Origin of the sequence: Pseudoalteromonas 'SMAR', from assembly GCF_048515945.1 — a bacterium.
Taxonomy (GTDB): Bacteria; Pseudomonadota; Gammaproteobacteria; order Enterobacterales; family Alteromonadaceae; genus Pseudoalteromonas.
Map to the genome: position 1 here is coordinate 1 of NZ_JBLWMW010000037.1, position 24,144 is coordinate 24,144.

The following is a 24,144-nucleotide window of genomic DNA, read 5'->3' on the forward strand; positions in this document are numbered from 1 at the left end:
CTGATCGCCGCCACGCTCCTCGACATCTTCTATTGCCTTAAGAATTCTTTCAGCCTCGGCCTGTGCTGCCGCAACAATCTCGGGCTTTTCGGTTTCCAAAATCTCTTCTAATGTCCTCGCCACGCCATTACTCCCAGCAAACCTGCAAATGCTACATAAAATTATTATAGCATCCGGCTCTTTGCACCCCAAATGGGCAAATAGCCACCCGCGCCTCGTCGGCTTTATTTGAAATAATTTCTCCTGTGCTAAGAAATTCCATTCATGACGCAGGAGTGATTTTATGAAGATCAGCGTAACCAACACGAAAAAACTGGAAGCAGCGATTCAAGATGCTGAAGGTTCAAAAAGCACCGCTCGGACAATTAGTGCAAGGGATGTGGCCGTTGCTTTGGAAGAAATAGAGAAGAAGCTTCGGACTCTTATGCCGAAAAAAAATTGGTTGGGCGCACAGTTTGATGTGGATGTTCACGGAAGGGATTTCCCCAACAGTTATACCGGCAAGCCATACAGCACGCAGTTCCGCATCGAGCGCTTTCCCAATGGATGGTTTATCACCGCACTGGGTCGCAGTGCTACAAAACGATATAACCAGCGCATAGAGCCGGTCAACTTGGACATGGATGCCGTTACAAAGACAATAAAAGACAGTAAGTTTTGGAGCTGAGCTATGGTCCAAGGTTATTGGTCAACAAAAGATCTCTGCGAGCGATTTCGCTGTTGCTCTCGAACGTTACACCGTTGGCAAAAGCGCGACATTAACCCTTTTCCACGCCCTCGTTTCGCGCACTGTGGCTCTAGCAACCTATGGGCCATCGATGATGTTATCGCTTGGGAAGAAAAAGTAGCCGGTCAGGCAGACGCTGCCTGACCCATTACAAAGGCTTCTTGCCCATTATTTTATAGAGCTTTTCCCACCATTTATCATACACTGCGCTGGATTCTTCCAAATACCGATGAAAATCATATTTTTCACGTTCACCGGGAGCTGCATGACCTATCATCTTATCAGCAAGTGTGTCGGTCGCCGCCGCTGAAAAGTAGGTCCTGGCTGTTTTCCTCAGGTCGTGAGTTGACCAGTGTTCCATTTCATAACCAGTGTTCTTCCGCACCCACTGTCTGATGTTATATGGAATGGAAATTTGTGCACTGTCAGACATTGGCGTATCTTCACCTCGATTTACCAACAGGAACTTCGACTTGCTTAAAAGCATTAGCTCTCTAATGTAGGGCTCGATACCCTTGGTAATCGGGCGATACAGCGGTTGCTTGGTATATTTATACCTCTTGTGATTGGTCGTTGCCCAGTACCCTTCTTCAAAGTTAAATTCTGATTTCTCTGCTTTCCGAAGCTCACCATTCCTACAGCCGTAGAATAGGCAAAGAACCATAAATAACTTGTTCTTTCGCTCAATCCGGCTCCCTCGAATCGCGTCAAAAAAGTACAGAAGGTCCTCGTCTGACAAAGCTCTCCCGCGAGTCCCCGACTCAATGCCAAGATCTTCATACGCCGTAATGTCTGCCAATACATTGCGGTCAATTTTCTCCCGTTTGACCGCCCACTTGAGCATTCGCTTCAGGTTTCCTAGCAGCCTTTTGGTAATAGCTGGCCTAGCATCTGACAGGTCCTCTAGGAGCTCCATCCAGGCAGAAAGGGTGATAGTTTCTGGAGGGAAGCTGCCGAAAGTAGGCAGGACATGAATCTCAAAGGAGCGACGAATTTGCTCTGCGGATGTCACTTTACCCGCACGTTCCCGTGCGAACCATTCTTCGAATATCTCGCTCAGCGATTGGCGGTCTTGATTCCGGAGCTTTTCTTCTTTCTTCGCGATGCGCGGGTCTATTCCCTGCTCCAGCTGCCTTTTAACGTCGTGTAGCTCTTCCCTCGCCTGTTTTAAGGACATCCCAGGATACGCGCCCAAGTCGATTCTGGCTGCCTTACCGCGAAACCGAAATCGTACCTGGAAGACAATTTTTCCCTTTGGACTTACCCTCACGGAGAGCCCATCTCTGTCGGCCCTTTCCTCTGGCTTTTCTCTAGTCTTTTTGTGGTTCGACCGTAACCACGTGTCTGTTAGTGCCACCCGCTATCCTCAATCATTGCAATGTGTACAAGAAAATTCGTTCAATATGGGGGGAACGAAGTTTTGTGCACACTTATGTACATAATATTATTATCTTGGATCGTCTGAGGTAGTACAAGGTTGTCTTGGGTGATTTTTATAATAAGTTGATTTATATAGTTTTTATTGTGGTTTATGACTTAGGTTGTCTTGGGGTGTCTCAGAGGCAATTGTCAACGTGCGCTATAATTGCTATATTTCTTAACTTTTCGATGCTCATATTATTACTCAGTGAAGTTGGTCCTCAGTGATCCTAGCCGATCCGCGCGAAATTGCGCGTTGAGGATACCGATTGAGAATTAAAGGTCGCGTATTATCCCCTATTAATGTGACAGATGAAAGTTTATCCAAAGAATTTTTCCCTGTTCTAGGCCGAAGTCATCATTTTATCCTACCCAGTCAGCAAGTTAGCCATAAAAATAGCGGGAAAATAACTATTACACTATAGCGTGGTAAAAAGTAGTCACTCACTTTGATAAACCTTCGTTCGTCGTATAGATTTAAATCAAAGCATTTTTGCTGGTAAAGCAACATCATGGACAAGGAAAGGCATTGCACCAATTTTACGCACCACAATGAAACAAATACGCACCAATATAGTGCAAAACTTTCATTTTAAGCTTGGCCATAATATCAAAAGCAATTAATTTCATGCACTTACAAAACTGGCATGAATTGCGCTTAATAGTGAGCAATTGCAGTACATTGCAGCAAAAAAATAACCCAACGAGTCGGAGGACACATGTCACAGTCGGTTTTAGATTTTATTAAAGAAAACGAAGTTAAATTTGTCGACTTACGTTTCACAGATACAAAAGGCAAAGAACAACACGTATCAATCCCTCATCACCAAGCCGATGAAGACTTCTTCGAAGACGGTAAAATGTTTGATGGCTCATCGATTTCTGGCTGGAAAGGCATTAATGAGTCAGACATGGTGCTTATGCCAGATGCAGAAAGTGCAAAACTAGACCCATTCGCAGAAGAAACCACTCTTATTGTTCGTTGTGACGTGGTAGAGCCTAGCACTCACCAAGGCTACGAACGCGATCCTCGTTCAGTAGCAAAGCGCGCTGAAGAGTACATGCGCTCAACAGGTATTGCAGACACAGTACTATTCGGCCCAGAGCCAGAATTCTTCCTATTTGATGACGTAAAATATAAAACAGACATGTCAGGTTCAATGTACAGCATCGATTCAGAGGAAGCTTGCTGGAACTCAGACAAAGATTATGAAGGCGGCAACACCGGTCACCGTCCAGGTGTTAAAGGCGGTTACTTCCCAGTTGCTCCAGTTGACTCATCGCAAGACTGGCGCAGTGCAACCTGCCTAGTGCTGGAAGAAATGGGTCAAGTTGTTGAAGCACACCACCACGAAGTAGCTACTGCTGGCCAGAACGAAATTGCCACACGCTTCAATACTATGGTGTTAAAAGCGGACGAAATCCAAGAGATGAAGTACGTTATCCATAACATGGCGCACCTGTACGGCAAAACGGCTACTTTCATGCCAAAACCAGTTGTTGGCGATAACGGCTCAGGCATGCACTGCCACCAATCACTAGGTAAAGATGGCAAAAATATCTTTGCTGGCGACAAGTACGGCGGTCTTTCTGAAGAAGCACTGTACTACATCGGTGGTATTATTAAGCACGCTAAAGCAATCAATGCTTTTGCTAATGCTTCAACTAACTCTTACAAGCGTTTGGTACCTGGCTTTGAGGCACCAGTTATGTTGGCATACTCTGCTCGTAACCGTTCAGCATCAATCCGTATTCCAGTGGTACCATCGGAAAAAGCGCGCCGTATCGAAGTTCGTTTCCCTGACCCAACAGCAAACCCTTACCTAGCGTTCTCAGCAATGCTAATGGCAGGCCTGGACGGTATCAAAAACAAAATTCACCCTGGCGATGCAATGGATAAGGATCTATACGACCTACCAGCAGAAGAAGCCGCTGAAATCCCAACCGTGGCAGCGTCGCTTGACGAAGCATTGGCATCACTGGACGCCGATCGTGAGTTCTTAACTCAAGGCGATGTATTCACTGACGACCTAATTGATGCATATATTGCACTTAAGTCTCAGGAAGTGGAAAAACTTAACATGACAACTCACCCTGTTGAGTTCGAAATGTACTACAGCGTATAAGCGCTGAGTAATACCCACTACTTTGTGCGGTACTATTTACCGCACATGTAGAGCCTGAACTCGTTATGTGTTTCTGGCACTCTTAATCATATGTGTTCTCAAGCCCGCTGTTGCGGGCTTTTTATTTAATATAACCAACAACCTAGCTAAATACATTGAACTCTTAGCCCGTGATTAAACTCGCTATTTTTGATTTGATATACTAAAGTATGAGTATTCACTTTTTCGGGAGAAAGCGCGTGCGTCAGTGGTATCACATCTTGGTTTTTAGTGCGCTTTGCACAATCATTTGCTGGCCAAGTTACGCCGATGCAGAGCCAAAGGTTTACCGTTGGAAGGATAAAAACGGTAATTGGGTGTATTCCGATATCGCCCAGAAAGGCGCTCAAGAAGTGAAGCTCAACCGCAATACGCTAACTATGCCAAGCGTAGATACGCAAGTATTAACCCCTAAGGTCAAAGCCGATCCAATTCAATATCAAGCCACTATTACCACTCCTGAACACGAACAAACTATTCGTGATAATAGCGGCAGCGTTCATGTTGCAGGCAGGATAGAGCCACGCTTTAGCCAAGGCTTGAGCGTACAATTATTTGTTAATGGTAAAGCCACAGGGCCAAAACAAACCACTACGCAATTTGCCTTGCGAAACCTATACCGTGGTGAACACACTTTGGTGTTAAAAGCCTTTAACAACAAGGGCCAATTGGTAGCACAAAGCGAACCGGTGACGTTTTTCCTACATCGCAACAGCATTAACAACTAACATTACTTTCCCCCCCCAAGTTGGCACGATTTATTAATGGTTAATGTTTTGCTATTAAAGTGCCTGGCATATCGCATCCTGCGTTTAATATGCTATGCTCATTGCACCATATTGGTGCACGGTGACCTTAAATGGATCAAAACAGCCTCAATGAACTAGATAAAATATGGCAGTCCCTGGCAACAGCCATATTAGTGCTGGACGACAGCATGACGATTCGCTTTGCCAATTACAGCAGCAGTGAACTGCTTGGTTTAAGCACTAAACGCCTATGTGGTATGGCCATGGACAGTGTTTTTAATCATCATCAGTTTGATTTAGAACGACTGGCAAAGTATGTCTTACAAGATGGCGTCGATTGCCAGCAACACAGAGTAGACGTGGTGTTTGTCGATAATCGAGTGGCCACTTTAGGGCTGCATGCCAGGCGTTTAATGTTATCTGGTGCTGCCTATATTTTACTGGAATGCCGCCGTGTGGATGACGCTCTACGCTATGACCAAGCATCCAACCAAATGCACCAATTTCAAGCATCACGAAATTTAATTCGCGGCTTAGCACATGAAGTCAAAAATCCCCTCGGAGGAATACGCGGAGCGGCGCAATTATTGCAGTATGAAACCGATCAACAAGAGCGGGAAGAATGCGCAGCCTTGATCATTGAACAAGCGGATAGATTGCGTGAGTTGGTGGACAGGTTACTGGGGCCGAATCAGCTACCACAAAAAGAACCCTGTAATATTCACCAAGCATTGGAGTCGGTCATTAAACTGACCACCTTGGAGCGTGACGCTGAGATAGCGTTAATCAAAGACTACGATCCCAGTATTCCGCCCATCGTAATCGATCAGGCGAAAATACAGCAGGTGTTGTTAAATATTATCCGCAATGCTCAGCAAGCGCTGCAGCACGATGGCACCATCACCATCACCACTCGGGTCAAACATCGCTTACACCATGCCGAGCGGCTACTGAAAAAAGCGTTACTGATCCGCATCAGTGATAATGGTCCGGGCATTGCTGAAGAACTAAAAGAAACCTTATTCTTCCCGATGATCACCAATAAGGAGGGCGGCTCTGGATTAGGCCTTTCTATCGCGCAAACCCTGATTGAACAGCATCAGGGCTTTATTGAGTTCGATAGTTGGCCAGGGCATACCGAGTTTAATATTTACCTGCCTTTTGACAACACTGAAACAGGAAACGTGCAATGAAATCAGTTTGGTTAGTCGATGATGATGCTTCGATTCGATTTGTTCTAGAAAAAGCCTTAAAGCGCGCAGAATTTGTCACCGAAAGCTTTGCTAATGGCCAAGATGTGTTAACCGCACTGGAATATGAGCAACCTTCCGTGTTGATCTCTGATGTTCGCATGCCAGGCATCGACGGCATGGCACTGCTCGAAAAGTTGGCCACGCACTACCCTAATTTGCCAGTGATCATCATGACGGCCCACTCTGATCTTGACTCTGCAGTTAATGCGTTTAAAAAAGGCGCCTTTGAATACTTGGCCAAACCATTTGATCTGGAAGAAGCCGTTTCCTTGGTACAGCGAGCCTTTCGCGCAGGACAGCAAAGCAAAAAGCAAAAGCGCCAAACTAGCAAAGCCAGCAGCCCAGATATTATTGGTGAAGCCCCAGCCATGCAGGAGGTGTTCCGTGCTATCGGCAAGCTGTCAGCATCCAGTATGAGTGTATTAATCAACGGCGAATCGGGCACAGGTAAAGAGCTGGTTGCCGGTGCCCTGCACAACCATAGCCCACGCAAAGAAGGCGCTTTTGTAGCGCTCAATATGGCGGCCATTCCTAAAGATTTAGTCGAGTCAGAACTGTTTGGCCACGAGAAAGGGGCTTTCACTGGGGCCGACAGCATGCGCCGCGGCCGTTTCGAGCAAGCAGATGGTGGCACGCTGTTTTTAGATGAAATTGGTGATATGCCCTTAGATGTGCAAACTCGGCTATTACGAGTATTAGCCGATGGCGAATTTTATCGTGTTGGTGGCCATCACAGCGTTAAAGTGGATGTTCGCATTGTTGCTGCTACCCACCAAGATCTTGAAACCCTAGTTAAGCAAGGGAAATTTCGCGAAGACTTGTTCCACCGCCTCAATGTGGTGCGCTTGAAACTGCCAGCATTGCGAGAGCGACCAGAAGACATTGCCGCCCTGAGCGATCACTTTTTGGCCAAAAGTGCCAAAGAGCTTAAAGCAGAACCAAAAATCATTTCCAAACATGCGCTGCAAAAAATGCAGGCCTATCACTGGCCTGGTAATGTTAGGCAACTGGAAAACACCTGCCGTTGGCTTACTGTCATGGCACCCGGCGAGCTGGTGACACCCGCAGACCTTCCTGAAGAATTGGATAAGCCCGAGCCTGCGAGTCATGCGATTCAAGGCGACTGGTTAGATGCTTTTCAGTCTTGGTTAGACACTGAGCTACGCCAAGGCAAAGATCATATTTGGCCCGATGTTCAAGCACAACTTGAAACCCGCTTAATACAATCGGCACTGTCAGCTTGTCATGGCCATAAACAAGACGCGGCATTAAAAATTGGTTGGGGTCGCAATACATTGACGCGCAAGCTAAAAGAACGCAATATTCAGGATTAAGATTAATCGACCCAAAGCGTTTATGAAGTTATTAGAAAGTGTCCCCTTGTTTAAACAGTTAGAGATCATAAATCGACTCTCGTTTTTTCATGATTTTACGCTGTCAGAACGACAAGTATTGCTGGAATCTTTTAGTCATTTATATCTAGTACAAAAAGACCGGCACGCCTTCAAGCGCTTTGAAAAAGACAATCGTTTATATATTGTCCTCAGTGGCGAGTTTTTAATTTTGAAGCAGGATAACGATCACGATCTCGGCCGCGTAGGTCCAGGAGAGTTTTTGGGTGAAGGGGCCTTTATTAGCAACCGTGAACGCAGCACCAGTGCGCGCGCAGTCAAGGACAGCATTATTCTGGCCATCACCCCAGATGCTTTAACCAGATTGCCCAATGTCATTCGTGAGAAAATTAAAGATAAGTTAATTGAGGGAATGAGCTTACGTATTGCCAAGCTTAATGAGTTTGTTGAAGCGCATAGTTAACTCTTTAGCCTGAGCGAACTATCATGCGCTTAGTAAGAGTTTAATTACGATGTAAGCAATTATACTCATAACAATATAAAATAAGCCAATCCAAGAAATTATCTTGCCTGCAGTACTTTCAATATAATTACTGTCAGACTTCTCTTTATAACTAGCGAACAAAAAAAGTAGCAAAGAGATTAGCCCAAATCAAAGCTGACAGTCACCGCTTGAAAAATGGGTAACTGTCAGGTCAAATTTGAGCGTGTACAACTTAACTGAGTAATTCAGTAAACGCTGCAAAAAGCCTATCAAGCTCTTCGATGGTGTTGTAGTGCATGCAACCAATGCGTACCACACCGCCTTTATCCATCACGCCCAGTTGTTCACATAACCCTTGAGCGTAGAAGTTACCATCCCAAACACACATGTGCTTCGCACCTAAAAACTCCGACACTTTGCGCGGTTCGATGCCATCAAATGTCAGCGCGAAAGTCGGTGTTCGCTGCTCGAGCCTTTCTAGTGAGTCGATACCGAATAAACGAATTTGTTTAAACTCAGCTAAACGCGTCAAGAAGTGTTTACTTAACTGCATTTCATGGGCTTTAGAACGCGCAAACGCTTCCACCAGTTTCTCACGACGCGGTGTATCGGCCGTCATGCCACTCAGTGAAGCAATATAGTCGATTGCCGCTACCACGCCAGCCAAGCCTTCAAAGCTTTGCGTACCAGTTTCCCAGCGGCCTGGAATAATATCTTTCGCAGGCTCAACCTTGTAAGGAGTAAACCCTTCTAGGTGCTCGCGTTTACCATACACAATCCCGACATGAGGACCAAAAAACTTGTAGGCTGAACAGGCTAAAAAGTCGCAGTTCAACGCTTGCACGTCGATATGCTCATGAGGTGCATAGTGGACAGCATCGACATAGACTAATGCACCAACTTGGTGCGCACGTTCAACAATACGTTTAATGTCGTTGATTGAACCTGTGGTATTAGAAGCGTACGTTACCGCAACCAGCTTGGTGTTGGCATTCAATAACGACTCAAAATGCTCTAAGTCTAAGGTACAATCGCTCTCGTTGATTTTGACTGCATGTACTGTTGCGCCTTTGTCTTCAGCCGCTTGACGCCACGATGAGACATTGGAGAAGTGATCGGCATTGGTCACAATGATTTCATCATTGGCTTGCCAATCACGAGACAGTGCCCGACTAAAGCTAAAAGTTAAGCTGGTCATGTTGGCACCAAAAACGATTTGCTCGGCACTTGGGGCATTGAGTAAGTCGGCAACCGCTTGTCTTGCCTCATGCATTAAGCTCACGGTTTTATCACTAGAGAAAAACGCACCGCCTAAGTTCGAGTTAAAATACCCCAAATACGCTGACATAGCGCTGAGTACTGATTGTGGCACTTGCGAGCCACCTGGACCATCGAGAAAAATAGGCGCACTGCCATTAACACTTTGCATTAAGGCAGGAAACTGACGACGCAATTGGTTTAAGTCCATACTACCCTCTTAGGCTGTAAATACGAAGCAATCTAGGTAGCCTTCTTGATTGCCATCTAGCTTATTCATTGGCGTGGCGTTGTGCCACACTTCACGGTCGTTCACTAGCGCAAATAAACCGTCTTTAATTTCCATTTTAAAGCAAGGTTCGGCTTCTTGGTGTTCATACACTAGCAGCTCACCGCCCGCGATATTTTCGTGAGAAACACCACATACGCAAACGTGGTCAAAACCATCTTGGTGAACGCCTTCAGGTGCTGGAGGCGTATCGCTTTCAATGGCCAGCATACGGAACTGGTGCACTTCGATATTGGTGTCATCAGCGATCCCTGTCATGGCTTTAAACTCGCTAAGTAAGTGCTTAAAGCCAGCGGTATTTAGCATTTCTGTTTCAAGGTTTTCATAAACACGCTCAACGTTGCCTTGGAAGGTATTAATCGAGTCGTCTTGAACAAAGGCCTTGGTTGGTTGCAGTGATACTTCACCATCAACAAATTTGATCACTGAGTAGCGACGTTTTCTGAACGCGCCATCCGCATAAGGATTATCAGGAAGTTGATTAAAGAAAGGTTTTACCGCGTCAATGTGAGACTGGCCGATAAAACGAAGTTGCAATAAATTCTGGTTGTTTACTGTAGTCATGATCCTCTCGCCTATTGATGAGAATTTGGCGACAATTCTAATAAAACCAGAGAAAATTACTGTTTAAAAAACTAAGTATTTATCACCTTAAATGCAATAAAAATCCACATATACTCAGCTTGGAAGTTTATTTATCCACTTTTAAAATAAACAATGACAACACCATTTAAGTTGACTGTTTTATGTGCATAAAAAAAGCCAGCATATGCTGGCTTTTTTCTATTGTTACGTAATTAAACCGCTTGTTGGATAATTACCGTGTCTGCCTTTTGCGTGTACTGAGGCATTTTGTGGAAGTTCAAGTAACGGTAGGTATCTGCTGCCGTTGCGTTGATCTTCTCAGCGTACTCATGGTATTCAGCTGGCGTCGGTAATTTACCCATAATCGCCGCTACTGCAGCAAGCTCAGCAGAAGCCAAGAATACGTTCGCACCGGTACCTAAACGGTTCGGGAAGTTACGTGTAGAGGTCGATACCACTGTTGCCTTGTCTGCAACACGTGCTTGGTTACCCATACAAAGTGAACATCCAGGAGTTTCGATACGCGCACCAACACGGCCGTAAATGCCATAGTAACCTTCATCAGTTAACTGATCACGGTCCATCTTAGTTGGTGGTGCTACCCATAGCTGCGTCGGTAAGCGACCGCCATAGTTATCCAGTAGTTTACCTGCGGCACGGAAGTGACCAATGTTAGTCATACAAGAACCGATGAATACTTCATCGATTTTCTCGCCTGTCACGTCAGATAGTAAACGCGCGTCATCAGGGTCATTTGGTGCACAAAGAATTGGCTCTTTGATTTCAGCAAGGTCAATCTCAATGGTGTGCGCGTATTCTGCGTCAGCATCTGCCGTCATTAGTTCAGGGTTTGCTAACCATTCTTCCATCTTAGTAATACGACGCTCAATAGTACGTACATCACCGTAGCCTTCAGAGATCATCCACTTCAACATCACGATGTTAGAGTTTAGGTACTCTTCGATAGACTCTTGTGAAAGCTTAACAGTACAACCAGCAGCACTACGCTCTGCAGATGCATCTGATAGTTCGAACGCTTGCTCAACAGTTAGGTGCTCAACACCTTCGATTTCAAGGATACGACCAGAGAATTCGTTGATCTTACCTTTCTTCTCAACCGTCAATAGGCCTTGCTGGATTGCGTAGTAAGGGATCGCATGTACTAGGTCACGTAATGTGATACCAGGTTGCATTTCACCTTTAAAGCGAACCAAAATTGATTCCGGCATATCCAGTGGCATAACGCCTGTTGCCGCTGCGAATGCTACCGCACCAGAACCCGCTGGGAATGAAATACCTAATGGGAAACGCGTATGCGAGTCACCGCCGGTACCAACCGTATCAGGAAGTAACATACGGTTTAGCCATGAGTGGATAACACCGTCACCTGGACGCAGTGATACACCGCCACGGTTCATGATGAAGTCTGGTAATGTGTGGTGAGTATTCACATCTACTGGCTTAGGATAAGCTGAAGTGTGACAGAATGACTGCATAGTTAGGTCAGCAGAGAAACCAAGACATGCAAGGTCTTTCAGCTCATCACGAGTCATTGGACCGGTGGTATCCTGAGAACCGACCGTCGTCATTGTTGGTTCACAGTATTGACCTGGACGAACACCGTCCATGTTACATGCTTTACCAACCATCTTCTGAGCTAAAGTGAAGCCTTTACCAGAATCTTTGATCAGCTTAGGCTTACGGAAAATGTCTTCTTTTTCCATGCCCAATGATTCACGTGCTTTGTCAGTTAGACCACGACCAATGATCAGTGGAATACGGCCACCAGCACGCACTTCGTCTAGGATAACATCTGATTTAAGTGAGAATGTTGAAATCACTTCATCGGTGCCGTGACGCTTAACCACACCTTCGTATGGGTAAATGTCAATTTGGTCACCCATGTTTAGGTCATCAACATTTAGCTCGATAGGTAAGGCACCAGAATCTTCCATGGTGTTGAAGAAGATTGGAGCAATCTTGCCGCCTAGGCAAACACCACCAACGCGCTTGTTTGGAACGTATGGGATATCTTGACCCATGAACCAAAGCACAGAGTTAGTCGCTGATTTACGAGAAGAACCCGTACCTACAACGTCACCCACGTATGCCAACGGCAGACCTTTACTGTTTAATTCTTCAAGTTGCGCAATTGGGCCCACTTCGCCTGGTTTATCAGGGTTAATGCCGTCACGCTCGTTTTTCAACATAGCCAGTGCGTGCAGTGGGATATCTGGACGTGACCAAGCATCTGGTGCAGGAGACAGGTCATCGGTGTTGGTTTCACCAGTTACCTTGAATACAGTCACAGAAATTTTTTCTGCAACCGCTGGTTTTTCTAAGAACCACTCCGCTTTTGCCCAAGACTCGATGATTTCTTTTGCGTATTTGTTACCCGCTTTCGCTTTCTCTTCTACGTCGTAGAAAGCATCAAACATAAGTAGGGTATGAGATAAGCCTTTCACTGCGATTGGTGCTAGCGCATCGTCGTCTAGTAGATCAACCATAGGCGCGATGTTGTAACCACCAAGCATAGTGCCAAGTAGTTCAGCGGCGTATTCTTTAGAAATCAATGGCGATTCAGCTTCACCTTTGGTGATGGCTGCAAGGAAGCCTGCTTTAACGTAAGCGGCATCATCAACACCTGGCGGTACACGGTTGATAAATAGATCAACGATGAACTCTTCTTCGCCTGCCGGTGGTGTTTTTAATAATTCAATTAGATCTGCGGTTTGCTGCGCGTCTAGTGGCTTAGGCACGATACCTTGCGCGGCACGCTCTTCTACGTGTTTACGATATTCTTGAAGCACAATATTGCCCTCTTGGTGACGTGGACAGACAAGCAAACGCTCTTGTCGTACTCGCTATACGAGCGACAAAATCATTTCCTTGACCATAATTTATAATCAACAATTATAAGGTCTTTGAGTATAGATGAAAATCTTGCATGCGATACCTCGCCTTATACTCACTATAAATACAATGAATAAGCATACTAACACAAGCCTATTTAGATGAATAATAGTCAAACGAGAATCATTTCTACCCTGTTCCCAATGCGACGATAAAAAAAGGCTCCCGCAGGAGCCTTTTGGTTGCTCGCTAATAATCGCGAGCTCAGTTAAAACACCATTTAGCGTTTCACTTTTACTTTTTCTTTCGCCGTCACATGCGCTTCAACACGACGGTTTTCTGCGTGAGCTTCTAAAGTATTGGCAGGGTTTTTCAAGCGCTCTTCACCGTAGCCAACTGTCGTAATACGCATTGAATCAATGCCCATTTCCACTAGTTCTTCAGCCACGTTTTTCGCGCGACGCTCAGACAGTTTCTGGTTGTAATCGGCATCACCTACCGCTGAAGCATGACCCTCAATTACCACATCCGCATCGCTGTGATCGTTTAAGAATTTAGCCACAGCATTGATGTCATCAACGTATTGTTGTGAGAACGTCGCGTCATCGTGTGGGAAACGCACTAACAGGCTGACAGTGTCTTCTTTCATCTCATACAACGTACAACCTGAAGCATCGACGGCATCGGTCATTGGCGTATTCGCGCATTGGTCTTCGCTGTCTACTACACCGTCTTTGTCACTGTCTTTTGGTGCTTCAGCAACGCTAGGCGCAGGAGCCGGAGCCACGGCTTCAGCTTTACCAGCACTGCCGAATGAGTAGTTCAAACCAATTTTACCACCGACGTCGGTAAAGCCTGCTTCCATACCTTGATAAATCGCCGCTTCCGCATTAACGAAAAGGTGATCCGTAAAGTAATGGCGTACACCAGCACCGACGTTAGCAAAGGTATTATCATCGACAATATCTAGATTCATCTTTTTGATACCGACTAAACCATAAAATGGGCCACCATCAAAATGATAAAGACCATCAATACCATAGCGCTCGGCATCCATAGAACCATTGCTGATACCAGCAAGGTCAAAGTCCATATCAGCATACTCAACACGACCGCTCCAGTATTGGTTGAAGCGGTAGCCTAGTTCAGCACCCCAGCCGGTAGAATCTTCAATATCAAGTCCCGCCATATCACGGTGATTTTTCCAATCGGCATTGTAGTAGTCGCCAAACACACCGAAGTAAACACTCTCGGTTGGCTCCGTTGTATTTGCGTTTGCATTAGCAGCAGCTGCTATGGCAACGAGTAAGCTCAAAGTTTTAATTTTCATCATTCCTTCCCATCTCTATTAGTGGACGCATTGAGTATGGTCGTTAGTTTACCAGAAAATGCGCCGACCGATTACCTTGCAACAATAATATTAGTTGGTCGATTAATCTTTACTTAACGTTACAAAGGGAAATCATAAAAAAACCATTAATTTTGATGGCCAAACAGTATTTGATACAAGCCTTGCTGCTGAAGTAACTCTTGATGCTCGCCATATTGGGACACTTCACCATCGTCCAGCACATAGATGAGGTCGGCTTGTTTAATCGCGCTCAGACGATGAGCAATGATCAAGGTGGTGCGATTTTCTAAGAAGTCATGCAGATTGCGATGTATTTTCGCCTCAGTTTCAATGTCCAATGCCGAGGTAGCCTCATCAAGCACCACCACTTTAGGATCCGCGACCACCATTCTGGCAATGGCTAGGCGCTGCTTTTGCCCGCCCGATAGCTTAATGCCATTGCGCCCCACTTGGGCATCAAGCTGTTCGCTGAGCGCGGCAATAGTATCGGCCAGCTCAGCCACTTCCAACGCTCGCCATAGCACGGCATCATCAACCGCCCGACCCATGGCCAAGTTTTCTCTGACGCTGGTATTAAACAAAATCGGTTGCTGTAATACCGTGACGATATTTTCCCGCACCGCATCATAACCAATCTGCTCAACTGCGGTGTCGTTAATGTAAATATCACCACTGTGCTTTTCGTATAGGCCCAACAGCAATTGCACTAAGGTCGACTTCCCCCCTCCGGAGACCGCCACCAAGGCCACCTTTTTTCCTGCCGGCACATGCAAAGACACGTCTTTAAGTACCGGCTGCTCTGGCACATAGGCAAAGTTAATCCGCTCAAAGCGAATATCAACTTGCTCTGCCTGAAATACTGGCTGCTTGGCTGGGTATTGTGACTCAGTGGCAAAACCAAACACCTGATTGAGTCTTCCCAAAGCCGCTGTGGCGCCATAGTAAGCGTATTGTATGCCCAATATTTCTTGCACCGGGCCCATCATGAACCATAAATAACCAAACACCGCAAAGATCTGGCCTACGGTTAAATCCGAGAACACCACCATAAACATCGCCACCGCGCGGAAAAACTCAAAGCCAACTAAGAAAACGGTAAAGCTCAAGCGGTTGACGGCGTCGGTTTTCCACTGCGACTGCACAGCAAAATGTTTGAGATCTTTCGCGGTGGTTTTTACATGTTCAAAGTAACTGCCTTCACGGCGCACCGCTTTCAACTGAGAAATAGCATCTAGGGTTTCGACCAGTGAGGTTTGCAGCGCTTCAAAAGCAGCGTTTTCTTCTTTTTTCAGCTCTTTGACGTGTTTGCCAAATTGCCGAGAAAAGTAAATAACAGCGGGGTTTAACAACAGAATGACTAAGCCCAATACCCAATCAATCCAAAGCAAAATAGCGGCGGTGCCAATAATGGTCAGAATACCAATTAAAAACCGCGATAGCGTTTGGCTAATAAACTTGTCTAGAGTTTCGACATCGGTAATGCAGCGTGAACTAATGGCGGCAGCGCCTTGTGTTTCATATTCTTTTAATTGCACTCGCGGCAAGTGATGCAGTAAGCGTTCACGAATTTGGTAGCTAATGTCCTTGCCTATGATGGTAAATTGTCGTGATTGCAGCACGCCTAACACTAATGTCGCTAAGCGCATACAGATCACTGCAATCAAGATAACCACAATATAGGCCGTCGGACCATGCCAGTGTGCTGGCAACATCGAGTTCATCCATGCCACCGCAGCGCCAGGTTTGTCGAGCAGCACCTCATCGACCAGTAGCGGCATCATCAGTGGAATAGGTACGCTGACTAGCGCTGCAAATAAGGCAATGATGTGTGCAATAACTAAAGGTCGCTTATGCGCAAGTACATTACGCTTGATTTCCTGCCACGACAGGTGTGTCGGTGTTGCCATTTAGGTTCCACAAAAAGTTTTATAATGTTCTGGAGTGCTGGCCTTAAGCCAAGCTTCGGGATAGTTTTTATAGTCATATGGCGTAGCAAGCGCACTGAGCCAGGATTCTAATTCCGCGCTTTGTCCAGTTTGCTCAAACTGGGCAATATGCTGCTCTACAATGGCATTGCGAGGGATTAAAATCGGGTTTGCTTGCGCCATTAGCCGCACTGCCGCGTCTTGCTCAGCGCGGAGTTGTTGCCAGCGTTGGCACCAAGAATGTAAGGCGCTGGAAATCGATAACTGGGTATTTGGCTGCGCCAACAAGCCATTGGTGAGCGCCGCAAAGGTGTTGGTAAAATCAAGTTGGTGCTCGGTCATCAGGCTAAACAAATCGGCTAACAACACATCCGCGTCTTCATTCCACTGCTCAACACCAAGTTTAGCAGCCCACATGTCTTTGTATTTACGGTTAAACGAATCCGCTACCTCAGATAAGATCTGGCTAAATGATGCAATGGCGTCTTTTTCGTCAGCAAATAACACCAGCAAAGCTTCGGCTAATCGGGCGCAATTCCAGTTCATGATGTTCGGCTGATTACCATAAGCATAGCGACCTTGACGGTCAATAGAGCTATACACAGTATTAAAGTCAAACTCCTCCATCATGGCACAGGGGCCATAATCGATGGTTTCAGCGCTGAGCAAAATATTATCGGTATTCATAACCCCATGGATAAAGCCCACTCGCATCCACTCAACCACTAGGTCCACCAATTGCTCACACACTTCGCGGAACAATTCCAACACATCGGCTTCGGTTTTGACCGCAAGACCTGAAAATAATTGCTCACCTTGCTGCGCCAATAACGACCACATGGCGCTAGTGTCTTGCTGAGAGGCTAAGTATTGCAAGGTGCCAATACGAATATGGCTCTGTGCCACACGGCACACTACGGCCCCTGGCTTGTCGCCTTGGCGATAGACACTGTGTCCTGTGGAGACCACCGACAGACACTGGGTGGTCGGCACCGACAGCCCCACCATTGCCTGACTCATAATGAACTCGCGAACCGCTGGGCCTAGGGCACAAAAACCATCGCCACCGCGAGAAAAGCGCGTCGCGCCAGAGCCTTTTAAATGCAAGTCATACTGCTGGCCATCGTCAAGCTTTACCGCGCCAATTAAATGCGCCCTACCATCACCGAGTAACGGATTAAATTGGCCAAATTGATGACCGCTGTAGGCCAAGCTGCTGGGAGCAACCTCACCCAGTCGTGTTTGCCCACTTAACAGCGCAGCAAGCTCGCTGTGATTCATGCCGTGCAACCCGAGTTGCTCGGTAAGCACCTCATTTTGTAACAGCAACTCTGGCTCATTAAAACGCGCTGGCTGCTCTGAAAACAGCAGCAAAGTGCCTTGATAAGGCTGAATAAATGCCATAAAGACCTCAATATCGATTACTTCTAGGTGTTACCTTAACGCAGATTATCACCTACGCTCATGGCAACGATTTGGCTTAATGCTTGATAGGACAAACCACTGTGCTCTTTCATTTGATTAAACCACCGCTGCGCGGCATATAAGGATTTTTTGCTTTGTAAGCCACCATCAATAACCTCTTCTGCTCGCAGCACTGTCTCAACGTCACGACTCAACAAAAAAGTGTCTTTGCCCATTGCTCTGAGAGCATAAGGCCCAGTGTTACCACCTAACCGTGCGCCATGCTTTTTCAGGTAAAGCCATAACCCAACAATATCATCCTCCGGCCACTGAGCAATAAAATCGCTAAAGCGGCCATGCTGTTGCTGCACCTCAAAAATCATCTGGCAATTTTGCGCTATGGTTTGCACTTTCTTAGCATTGCGAATAATGCGCTCATCTTGGCTGCGCTGCTCATACATCTCAGGTGACATCATCAGTAGCTTTTCTACTGAAAACTGCCAAAACACCTCGCGAAAGCCATCCCATTTACTGTTCACTACCGACCAGTAAAAGCCACTTTGAAATATTTTGCGAGTAAACTCCTCCAGCCACTGATCGTCGGAATATTGTTTTAACTGTACTACTGACAATGGCTGGCTAATTTTGTTCTCAAGCGCCGCTGCCGAACCTTTTCGTGCGACTGCGCGCTGGTAAATGCTGTCAAATTGCTGCATCAGTTATTTCTATTTTATCGTTTCACTATAGGGTAACGCATCTGCCAACAGCTTGTTAGTAAAGACTGTGACAGCGCCTCTACTGGTTCGCCACTGGTTTTATCACTAAATATTTACATTCTCATTTCGTCAACTGAACAACGACACTGCGTACGCGCTGGAAATGAGGAATTCTATGTTCAATCAAACCATTTTATCCGAAGCTGTCAATACGGCTCGAGCTGGCTTTCGATCAAAGCATCAAGCGGTATTTGTCTCTGCTGACCACTGTTACGTTACCGAACCTATTGTGCACCGCTTTCGCGTCCCCATAGCTTGTCACCAAAAATTGGTCGCCAAGGTTGAACAAGCACTGCGCCCACATAGCAGCAACGCAATGGCCTTTGGCGTACTGCCATTTTGTAAGTCGCAACAGGCCGAATTTATTATCTCTGAGGCAACACAGCGTTATGATAAGTCAGCGCTTTATGACCATGTAAATGGCGCTCACGGCAGCCGCACAAGGCCCTTACCTCAGTTACACAGCGCCCACTATCGACAGCCGCAACGTGACTATGAAGCCGCGGTAACTAAAGCCAAACGCCTGTTTTCTCAGCAACAATTAGACAAACTGGTGCTCGGCAAACAGGTTGATCTCAGCTTTGATACGGCCATTTCACCGGAGCCGGTGTTGGCCAATTTATTAAGCCAAAGTACCAGCGGCTATCACTTTTCTTTTCCAACCCAAAGTGGCGCGGTGCTAATGGGAGTCAGCCCCGAATTATTGCTCCGCAAACACGGTGGCAAAATCCTCAGTAATCCTTTAGCGGGCTCCGCTAAGCGCAGCCAATGTGCCGCCACCGAGGCACAAACAAAACAGGCATTAATGCACTCGAAAAAAGACCGCTACGAGCATGCCGTAGTGCTGGCGGAAATGGCGGGGGTATTATCGCCTTGGTGTCAGCAGCTGACGATCCCAAGCACGCCGTCGTTATTAAGCACCGCAACCATGTGGCATCTTTCCACTGAGGTACAAGGGCAACTTAGTGACCCCAATACCCATATTTTATCACTGGCAAATCGCTTACACCCCACCCCAGCATTGTGTGGTAAGCCCACCGCAGAGGCTTACCCTTGGGTACGTAGCCTAGAAGGGTGCAGCCGTGACTTCTTCTCCGGGATTATCGGCTGGTGTGATAAGCACGGCAATGGCGAATGGGTGGTGGTGATCCGCAGCGCCGAAATCATGGCTCACCGGGCCAGATTGTTTGCCGGTGCCGGTATTGTCGCCGCTTCCGATCCACGTTCAGAGTGGCTCGAAACCGAAGCCAAGCTTGCCACCATGTTAAACGCTTTAGAGGCAAAACAGGCCTATCAGCGACTCGGCAAACAGCAATTAGTGGCCTCGTAACCAAGCAAAAAGCCCAGCAACAGTGCTGGGCTTATGTTTTTAGCTTAATTAAAACTGATACGAAATACTGGCTTTAATATTACGCCCTGGCTCATAGTCCATTAGGAACAGCTCACCAAACACTGGGTGGAACGAAACCCCATTCTTTGACGATTGCGATGCGTAAAACTCATCGAAGACATTATCAATCCCGAAACGTACATGCAGGCCTGATATGCTTTGCGGCTGCCAATGTGCGCTAATGTTATGAACCGTAAAACCGTCTTTGCTATTATCCAAATCAGCACCATACAGATCAGGCGCTTGTGCAACGTCATCCACTACCATAAAGTCCCAATTTAGCGCTAAGTCATATTGCTGCAATTGGTAGCTAAAGTCTGCAGCTAGGGTATCTCCTTGTTCCCGCTCAAGCCTTGCGCCATCTAAGGAAGCATATTGAGTAAATGCATGCAAATCACTTTCTGAGTTGGAGTAACTTAACTGCAGTGAAAAGGCATCGACACTAAAACCAGCGTAGGCTTCAAAGCCCTGCACTTTCATGTCGCCAACATTGTCTTTCCAGGTATCGCGAGGACCACCACCTGGAAGCGCCGCATTATCAAAAATATAGTTATCAATGTTAGTATTAAATACCGTTACACCTAGGCGCAACGTCTTATCTACAGCAAGGCTTCCTTCATAAGCGATAGCAAGCTCAGTATTTACACCGGTTTCAGCCTCAATGTCAGGGTTTTGTGTATCACCCAAGCCAGCACCAACAAACACTTCACTGATTTCAGGGCCTTTAAATAGCTCAGTCGAGCTTAACTTCACCAGTAGACTTTCACTGATTTGGTATTGTGCAGCCAATGACAAAGACAACTCAGAATAGTCATTATCGACCGTGCCAGAATCAATATCATAGCTATCGTGGCGCACACCAGGGGTAAACGATAAACCATTATCAAACTCGATTTTATCTTGTACAAAGAAGGCTAGATTCTTGGCCGTTTCTGTAGATTGTTTGGCGCCACCAGCGGCAATCATTAGCTCATACTCAGTGTCATGCTTGATGTAATCCATACCATAGGTAAAGGTGTGCTCCTCATTAGCCAGCATGGCTGAGGCAAAGGTTTCTGCCAATAGGTTAAAGCCACTGTTTTTTGCCTCGCCAGTTACCTTGCCAGCATACCCTTGAAAGCGCGGAATTGGTGACTCAGCCCAACCAGACTCATCACGATATAACTCACTGGTGTTGCTGTATAGGTTAGCTTTTAGTGACGAACTTTCTCCCCAATTAAGATCGTAGCTCAGGGTAATGGTGTCACGGGTAAACTCGGTTGGCCAAAGCAAAGGGATCTGTAGATTATTGGTGATCGTCATATCTGTTGCCAATCCCATATCTGGGCGATAGCTATAATTCCCTTCATCTTCATAGGCTTCATAACTAAGCGCAATGCGTTGATTAGCATCAATATTCCAACCAAACTTTATCAGCGCATCGTTTACTTCCCCTTCTAACCCTTTCACTTCGCCATCGGTACCAGGAAAAACATCACCATTTTGGTCTAAGATTTCTCCCCCACCGACTTCGTAGTTGTCTCGCTCGACGTGATTAAAATAGGCAAGAAAGTCGACGTCATCGCTTAATAGACCAAAGCCAGTAACAGAGTAGTTGTGCCCGGCATTATCAGCGGCGCCGGCAGATAAACGCATGGCAAACTGCTCATCGCCTGTTAATAATTCGCGCGCTTGTTTGGTTTCAAAGCGCACCGCACCACCCAGGCCACCATTGATCACAGAGTTAGTACCGGTTTCTATGTCGACTGATTTTAAAATATCGGCGTGGATCTGCAAGTTGCCCATATGATGGTACATGTAGGTATTCTGTGCTGCGCCATCAATGGAAATTTTTAGGTCCTTGTCGTCCATGCTACGAATGGTGATACGTTGGTTTAACGAGTGGGCACCGCCAACATCAATCCCAGGAATAGAACGCAGCAAGTCCGAGACATGATCGGCCTGCTTATCAGCAATCTCTTGCTCTTGTAAATACAATGCCGAGGTTTTTACTGCCGTTGACCAAACCTGAATTCGTTCTATTTTTTCTTCTGCTTCAGCATTGGCCATAACCGGCATTGCTGTCGCCCCAGCTACGGCTAAAGCGAGAGTGGAAAGGCGAAAAGCGCTGTGTTTAGTGCGAGAAACCAACATATTTGTCCCTTAAACTTTGATGTTAATAAGAATCACTCTCAATATTGTACACCTTTGCTTTTATTGCTTTATAAATATTAGTTATGCAAAATCGTCAATCAGTTATGCGATTTAAAAAATAATGGCGCAGTACATGGAAGGAAACATCACCAGCACCCAGTTAAGCGAGCACCTCCTGGTGCGAACCGGGACCTGTTGTCGTCATGGCGGCGGCGCTCAAGAGCAAGCTGTTGTCTCTGGCAGGCTATCATTTATACCTCTCACTGATGAGCTGCAGCTGCATATTTGCCACTGTGTTGAACAGCAACAGTTAAGCCAATCTTGCCAACTGCCACCTAGCCTCAACATTACTGTATTACTCGCTGGCAGTGTGGCCTTTCGAGTGGGCGAAAAATATTACCAGTTCCATGCCCAAACACAGCCCCTAGCATTTGCCAATATCATTGCCCAGCCGCAACCTTTTAGTCGCTACCTACATCAGCATCAAGAAGTCAAAAAGGTCACTTTAAGTGTTTGTCATGATTATCTAAAAAAGCGTATGACAGCGGCACAGTTTGCATTATTCAACAGCACTCGAGTGACTGAACTTGCCCTTGATGAGGAGGTACTACTTCTTACCCAACAACTGCTTAACGCCCCAAGCCAAGCAGATATGCTGACGCGGTTACATTCTGAAAGCCTAGCAACCAAGTGGTTGGCAAAATTCCTACCAGAATTGATGCAAAAAAAACCCACCCAACATGCTCATTACCGCTTGCCACCCAACACAAACATTGAGCATAAGAAGAGCCGGATCATGGATCTTTTGACCTCAGATACCCCACTTGAAGACATTGCTGCGGAGCTGGCCATGAGCCTAAGTAGCCTACAACGCTTTTTTCGTCAGCAATTTAATACCACTCCTAAGCGCTATTTACAGCAGCATAAATTAAACCGGGCAAGACATGCATTGCTAATAGAGGGGTTGTCTGTGGGGGAAGCTGCCTACCTTGCCGGTTACCATCATATCGGTAATTTCAGTAGTGCATTCAAAAAGCAGTTTGGCATCACACCGGTGCAGTTTGTGGCTATGCACCGGCATGAGAACAACTTAACTTAGCTCTGCTAACAGCAAAAACCAGATGGCTAAACGCGTTTGACTCATGCTGGCCTCCCGATGCGCTGACGTGCACTGGCCACCGCCTTGAGGTAACCTTGGTACAGCTCAGCTTCATCAAACCGGGTACTGCGACCCTCTCTTACCACCCAATCTCCGGCTACCATCACACTATCAACATCGTGGCTAGTGCCGGTGACAATAAAAGTGCGCAACGGATGCGCAAAAAGCTTATAACGGTAGTCATCATTATTGATGAGCACCAAATCGGCTTGTTTACCCACCACAATGGAGCCTATTTGATGCTCCCAACCCAGAGCTTTGGCGCCATACAAAGAAGCCGTTTTCAGCGCCAAGGTTGGTGGGCAAGCGGTATTGCAATTTTGCGCTTCATTATGACCTAAATGGGCACCGCGCATGGCTTCGCACATGCCACCAATAAAAGAAATATCGCCATCGGTGCTACTCGATCCCCACACTCCGTCTTTGAGAAAGCGCCCGATTTGTCCAGTTTCACTCACCGTTGCCTAACCTAACATGCTGTAGTGGGGCGGTGAGTGACAAATATTAACGCTGGTTTGCAATAAGCGTTGACACTCTTGCTCACAGGCATAGGCAGTATGAACGGCCAACAGCTTATCCGTCAGCAGCCCCATGGCATCAAAGCGGGCGATTGGTGACAACCCAAACACCCGCTCGACTTCGCTGCGCTCATGTTTAAGCGGCGCTAAGTGAGTGGCATAAGGCACTTGATACTGCATGGCAATGCTTGCCAGTGCCGCCAGCTGTTTATCCGAGCTGCCAAAAGCTCCGATTACTAAAGGCATAGCGCCCACCAGCCCAGAGCTATGCCCTTCCCAAGTTTCAATTAGAGCAAGCCAATCCTCTACTTCCAAAGGCTGTGGTGGCGCTCGCTTGTGCTAAATTGGCAAAGCG

Annotated in this window: 20 protein-coding genes; 9 read left to right on the forward strand and 11 right to left on the reverse strand. The window is 46.5% G+C overall.

Annotated elements, in window-relative coordinates; all coding sequences use genetic code 11:
• The first annotated feature begins 283 nt into the window (after positions 1-283).
• Together ACNKW2_RS14660 and ACNKW2_RS14665 are read left to right on the forward strand one after the other, a co-directional pair.
• A complete protein-coding gene (locus ACNKW2_RS14660; RefSeq protein WP_419149217.1) occupies positions 284-667 on the forward strand; it encodes a hypothetical protein in 384 nt (127 codons plus the stop codon).
• A gap of 3 nt (positions 668-670) precedes the next feature.
• Entirely contained in the window at positions 671-871 is a 201-nt protein-coding gene (locus ACNKW2_RS14665; RefSeq protein WP_419149218.1) for a hypothetical protein, read from the forward strand.
• 4 nt (positions 872-875) lie between these two features.
• On the opposite strand, the gene ACNKW2_RS14670 is transcribed toward ACNKW2_RS14665, so the two are convergent.
• A complete protein-coding gene (locus ACNKW2_RS14670; protein ID WP_419149219.1) occupies positions 876-2,084 on the reverse strand; it encodes a tyrosine-type recombinase/integrase in 1,209 nt (402 codons plus the stop codon).
• Between the two features lie 781 nt (positions 2,085-2,865).
• Here ACNKW2_RS14670 and glnA point away from each other — a divergent pair.
• The 5 genes from glnA (at position 2,866) to ACNKW2_RS14695 (ending at position 8,128) form a co-directional block, all read left to right on the forward strand.
• Complete coding sequence (gene glnA, locus ACNKW2_RS14675) at positions 2,866-4,272, forward strand: glutamate--ammonia ligase (protein WP_419149220.1); 1,407 nt, start codon at positions 2,866-2,868, stop codon at positions 4,270-4,272.
• 239 nt (positions 4,273-4,511) lie between these two features.
• Positions 4,512-5,039, forward strand: a complete 528-nt coding sequence (locus ACNKW2_RS14680) for a DUF4124 domain-containing protein (RefSeq protein WP_419149221.1) — start codon at positions 4,512-4,514, stop codon at positions 5,037-5,039.
• Between the two features lie 131 nt (positions 5,040-5,170).
• A complete protein-coding gene (glnL, locus tag ACNKW2_RS14685) occupies positions 5,171-6,253 on the forward strand; it encodes a nitrogen regulation protein NR(II) (RefSeq protein ID WP_419149222.1) in 1,083 nt (360 codons plus the stop codon).
• Positions 6,250-7,647: a nitrogen regulation protein NR(I) gene (gene ntrC / locus ACNKW2_RS14690; RefSeq protein ID WP_419149223.1), complete on the forward strand. Its 1,398-nt coding sequence runs from the start codon at positions 6,250-6,252 to the stop codon at positions 7,645-7,647. The genes glnL and ntrC overlap by 4 nt, the downstream gene beginning before the upstream one ends.
• 22 nt (positions 7,648-7,669) lie before the next feature.
• Positions 7,670-8,128: a cyclic nucleotide-binding domain-containing protein gene (locus ACNKW2_RS14695; protein ID WP_419149224.1), complete on the forward strand. Its 459-nt coding sequence runs from the start codon at positions 7,670-7,672 to the stop codon at positions 8,126-8,128.
• A 253-nt stretch (positions 8,129-8,381) separates the two neighbouring features.
• Here ACNKW2_RS14695 and ACNKW2_RS14700 read toward each other — a convergent pair whose 3' ends face one another.
• The 7 genes from ACNKW2_RS14700 to ACNKW2_RS14730 all read right to left on the reverse strand — a co-directional run bounded on the left by ACNKW2_RS14700 (position 8,382) and on the right by ACNKW2_RS14730 (position 18,529).
• Complete coding sequence (locus ACNKW2_RS14700) at positions 8,382-9,617, reverse strand: cysteine desulfurase-like protein (protein ID WP_419149225.1); 1,236 nt, start codon at positions 9,615-9,617, stop codon at positions 8,382-8,384.
• 9 nt (positions 9,618-9,626) lie between these two features.
• Positions 9,627-10,259, reverse strand: coding sequence for a 2OG-Fe dioxygenase family protein (locus tag ACNKW2_RS14705; protein WP_419149226.1), 633 nt, complete (start codon positions 10,257-10,259; stop codon positions 9,627-9,629).
• Between the two features lie 233 nt (positions 10,260-10,492).
• A complete protein-coding gene (acnB, locus tag ACNKW2_RS14710) occupies positions 10,493-13,090 on the reverse strand; it encodes a bifunctional aconitate hydratase 2/2-methylisocitrate dehydratase (protein ID WP_419149227.1) in 2,598 nt (865 codons plus the stop codon).
• Positions 13,091-13,413: 323 nt separating this feature from the next.
• Positions 13,414-14,463, reverse strand: a complete 1,050-nt coding sequence (locus ACNKW2_RS14715; RefSeq protein WP_419149254.1) for an OmpA family protein — start codon at positions 14,461-14,463, stop codon at positions 13,414-13,416.
• Positions 14,464-14,609: 146 nt separating this feature from the next.
• On the reverse strand, positions 14,610-16,391 hold the full coding sequence (locus tag ACNKW2_RS14720; protein ID WP_419149228.1) for an ABC transporter ATP-binding protein: 1,782 nt from the start codon (positions 16,389-16,391) through the stop codon (positions 14,610-14,612).
• On the reverse strand, positions 16,392-17,813 hold the full coding sequence (locus tag ACNKW2_RS14725) for a protein adenylyltransferase SelO (RefSeq protein ID WP_419149229.1): 1,422 nt from the start codon (positions 17,811-17,813) through the stop codon (positions 16,392-16,394). It lies immediately after the preceding gene.
• A 35-nt stretch (positions 17,814-17,848) separates the two neighbouring features.
• Entirely contained in the window at positions 17,849-18,529 is a 681-nt protein-coding gene (locus ACNKW2_RS14730) for a DNA-3-methyladenine glycosylase I (protein ID WP_419149230.1), read from the reverse strand.
• A 175-nt stretch (positions 18,530-18,704) separates the two neighbouring features.
• On the opposite strand from ACNKW2_RS14730, the gene ACNKW2_RS14735 reads away from it, so the two are divergent.
• Complete coding sequence (locus tag ACNKW2_RS14735) at positions 18,705-19,919, forward strand: isochorismate synthase (RefSeq protein ID WP_419149231.1); 1,215 nt, start codon at positions 18,705-18,707, stop codon at positions 19,917-19,919.
• A 48-nt stretch (positions 19,920-19,967) separates the two neighbouring features.
• Here ACNKW2_RS14735 and ACNKW2_RS14740 read toward each other — a convergent pair whose 3' ends face one another.
• On the reverse strand, positions 19,968-22,112 hold the full coding sequence (locus ACNKW2_RS14740) for a TonB-dependent receptor domain-containing protein (protein ID WP_419149232.1): 2,145 nt from the start codon (positions 22,110-22,112) through the stop codon (positions 19,968-19,970).
• Positions 22,113-22,245: 133 nt separating this feature from the next.
• Here ACNKW2_RS14740 and ACNKW2_RS14745 point away from each other — a divergent pair, with 133 nt between their 5' ends.
• Positions 22,246-23,211 carry an AraC family transcriptional regulator gene (locus ACNKW2_RS14745; RefSeq protein WP_419149233.1) on the forward strand — a complete coding sequence of 322 codons (966 nt, stop codon included), beginning with the start codon at positions 22,246-22,248 and terminating at the stop codon, positions 23,209-23,211.
• A gap of 41 nt (positions 23,212-23,252) precedes the next feature.
• Here the strand turns inward: ACNKW2_RS14745 and ACNKW2_RS14750 are convergent, their stop codons facing one another.
• Positions 23,253-23,729: an amidohydrolase family protein gene (locus tag ACNKW2_RS14750; protein ID WP_419149234.1), complete on the reverse strand. Its 477-nt coding sequence runs from the start codon at positions 23,727-23,729 to the stop codon at positions 23,253-23,255.
• Positions 23,730-23,735: 6 nt separating this feature from the next.
• Positions 23,736-24,035, reverse strand: coding sequence for an amidohydrolase family protein (locus ACNKW2_RS14755; RefSeq protein WP_419149235.1), 300 nt, complete (start codon positions 24,033-24,035; stop codon positions 23,736-23,738).
• Positions 24,036-24,144: the final 109 nt, after the last annotated feature.

What these genes read in the sequence shown, in the direction of transcription:
- ACNKW2_RS14700 (WP_419149225.1), bottom strand. Translation starts at nt 9,617, where the DNA reads ATGGACTTAAACCAATTGCGTCGTCAGTTTCCTGCCTTAATGCAAAGT.
- ACNKW2_RS14730 (WP_419149230.1), bottom strand. Translation starts at nt 18,529, where the DNA reads ATGCAGCAATTTGACAGCATTTACCAGCGCGCAGTCGCACGAAAAGGT.
- ACNKW2_RS14720 (WP_419149228.1), bottom strand. Translation starts at nt 16,391, where the DNA reads ATGGCAACACCGACACACCTGTCGTGGCAGGAAATCAAGCGTAATGTA.
- ACNKW2_RS14695 (WP_419149224.1), top strand. Translation starts at nt 7,670, where the DNA reads ATGAAGTTATTAGAAAGTGTCCCCTTGTTTAAACAGTTAGAGATCATA.
- ACNKW2_RS14740 (WP_419149232.1), bottom strand. Translation starts at nt 22,112, where the DNA reads ATGTTGGTTTCTCGCACTAAACACAGCGCTTTTCGCCTTTCCACTCTC.
- ACNKW2_RS14745 (WP_419149233.1), top strand. Translation starts at nt 22,246, where the DNA reads ATGGAAGGAAACATCACCAGCACCCAGTTAAGCGAGCACCTCCTGGTG.
- ACNKW2_RS14755 (WP_419149235.1), bottom strand. Translation starts at nt 24,035, where the DNA reads ATGCCTTTAGTAATCGGAGCTTTTGGCAGCTCGGATAAACAGCTGGCG.
- ACNKW2_RS14705 (WP_419149226.1), bottom strand. Translation starts at nt 10,259, where the DNA reads ATGACTACAGTAAACAACCAGAATTTATTGCAACTTCGTTTTATCGGC.
- glnL (WP_419149222.1), top strand. Translation starts at nt 5,171, where the DNA reads ATGGATCAAAACAGCCTCAATGAACTAGATAAAATATGGCAGTCCCTG.
- glnA (WP_419149220.1), top strand. Translation starts at nt 2,866, where the DNA reads ATGTCACAGTCGGTTTTAGATTTTATTAAAGAAAACGAAGTTAAATTT.
- ACNKW2_RS14715 (WP_419149254.1), bottom strand. Translation starts at nt 14,463, where the DNA reads ATGAAAATTAAAACTTTGAGCTTACTCGTTGCCATAGCAGCTGCTGCT.
- ACNKW2_RS14725 (WP_419149229.1), bottom strand. Translation starts at nt 17,813, where the DNA reads ATGGCATTTATTCAGCCTTATCAAGGCACTTTGCTGCTGTTTTCAGAG.
- ACNKW2_RS14665 (WP_419149218.1), top strand. Translation starts at nt 671, where the DNA reads ATGGTCCAAGGTTATTGGTCAACAAAAGATCTCTGCGAGCGATTTCGC.
- ACNKW2_RS14660 (WP_419149217.1), top strand. Translation starts at nt 284, where the DNA reads ATGAAGATCAGCGTAACCAACACGAAAAAACTGGAAGCAGCGATTCAA.
- ACNKW2_RS14735 (WP_419149231.1), top strand. Translation starts at nt 18,705, where the DNA reads ATGTTCAATCAAACCATTTTATCCGAAGCTGTCAATACGGCTCGAGCT.
- ntrC (WP_419149223.1), top strand. Translation starts at nt 6,250, where the DNA reads ATGAAATCAGTTTGGTTAGTCGATGATGATGCTTCGATTCGATTTGTT.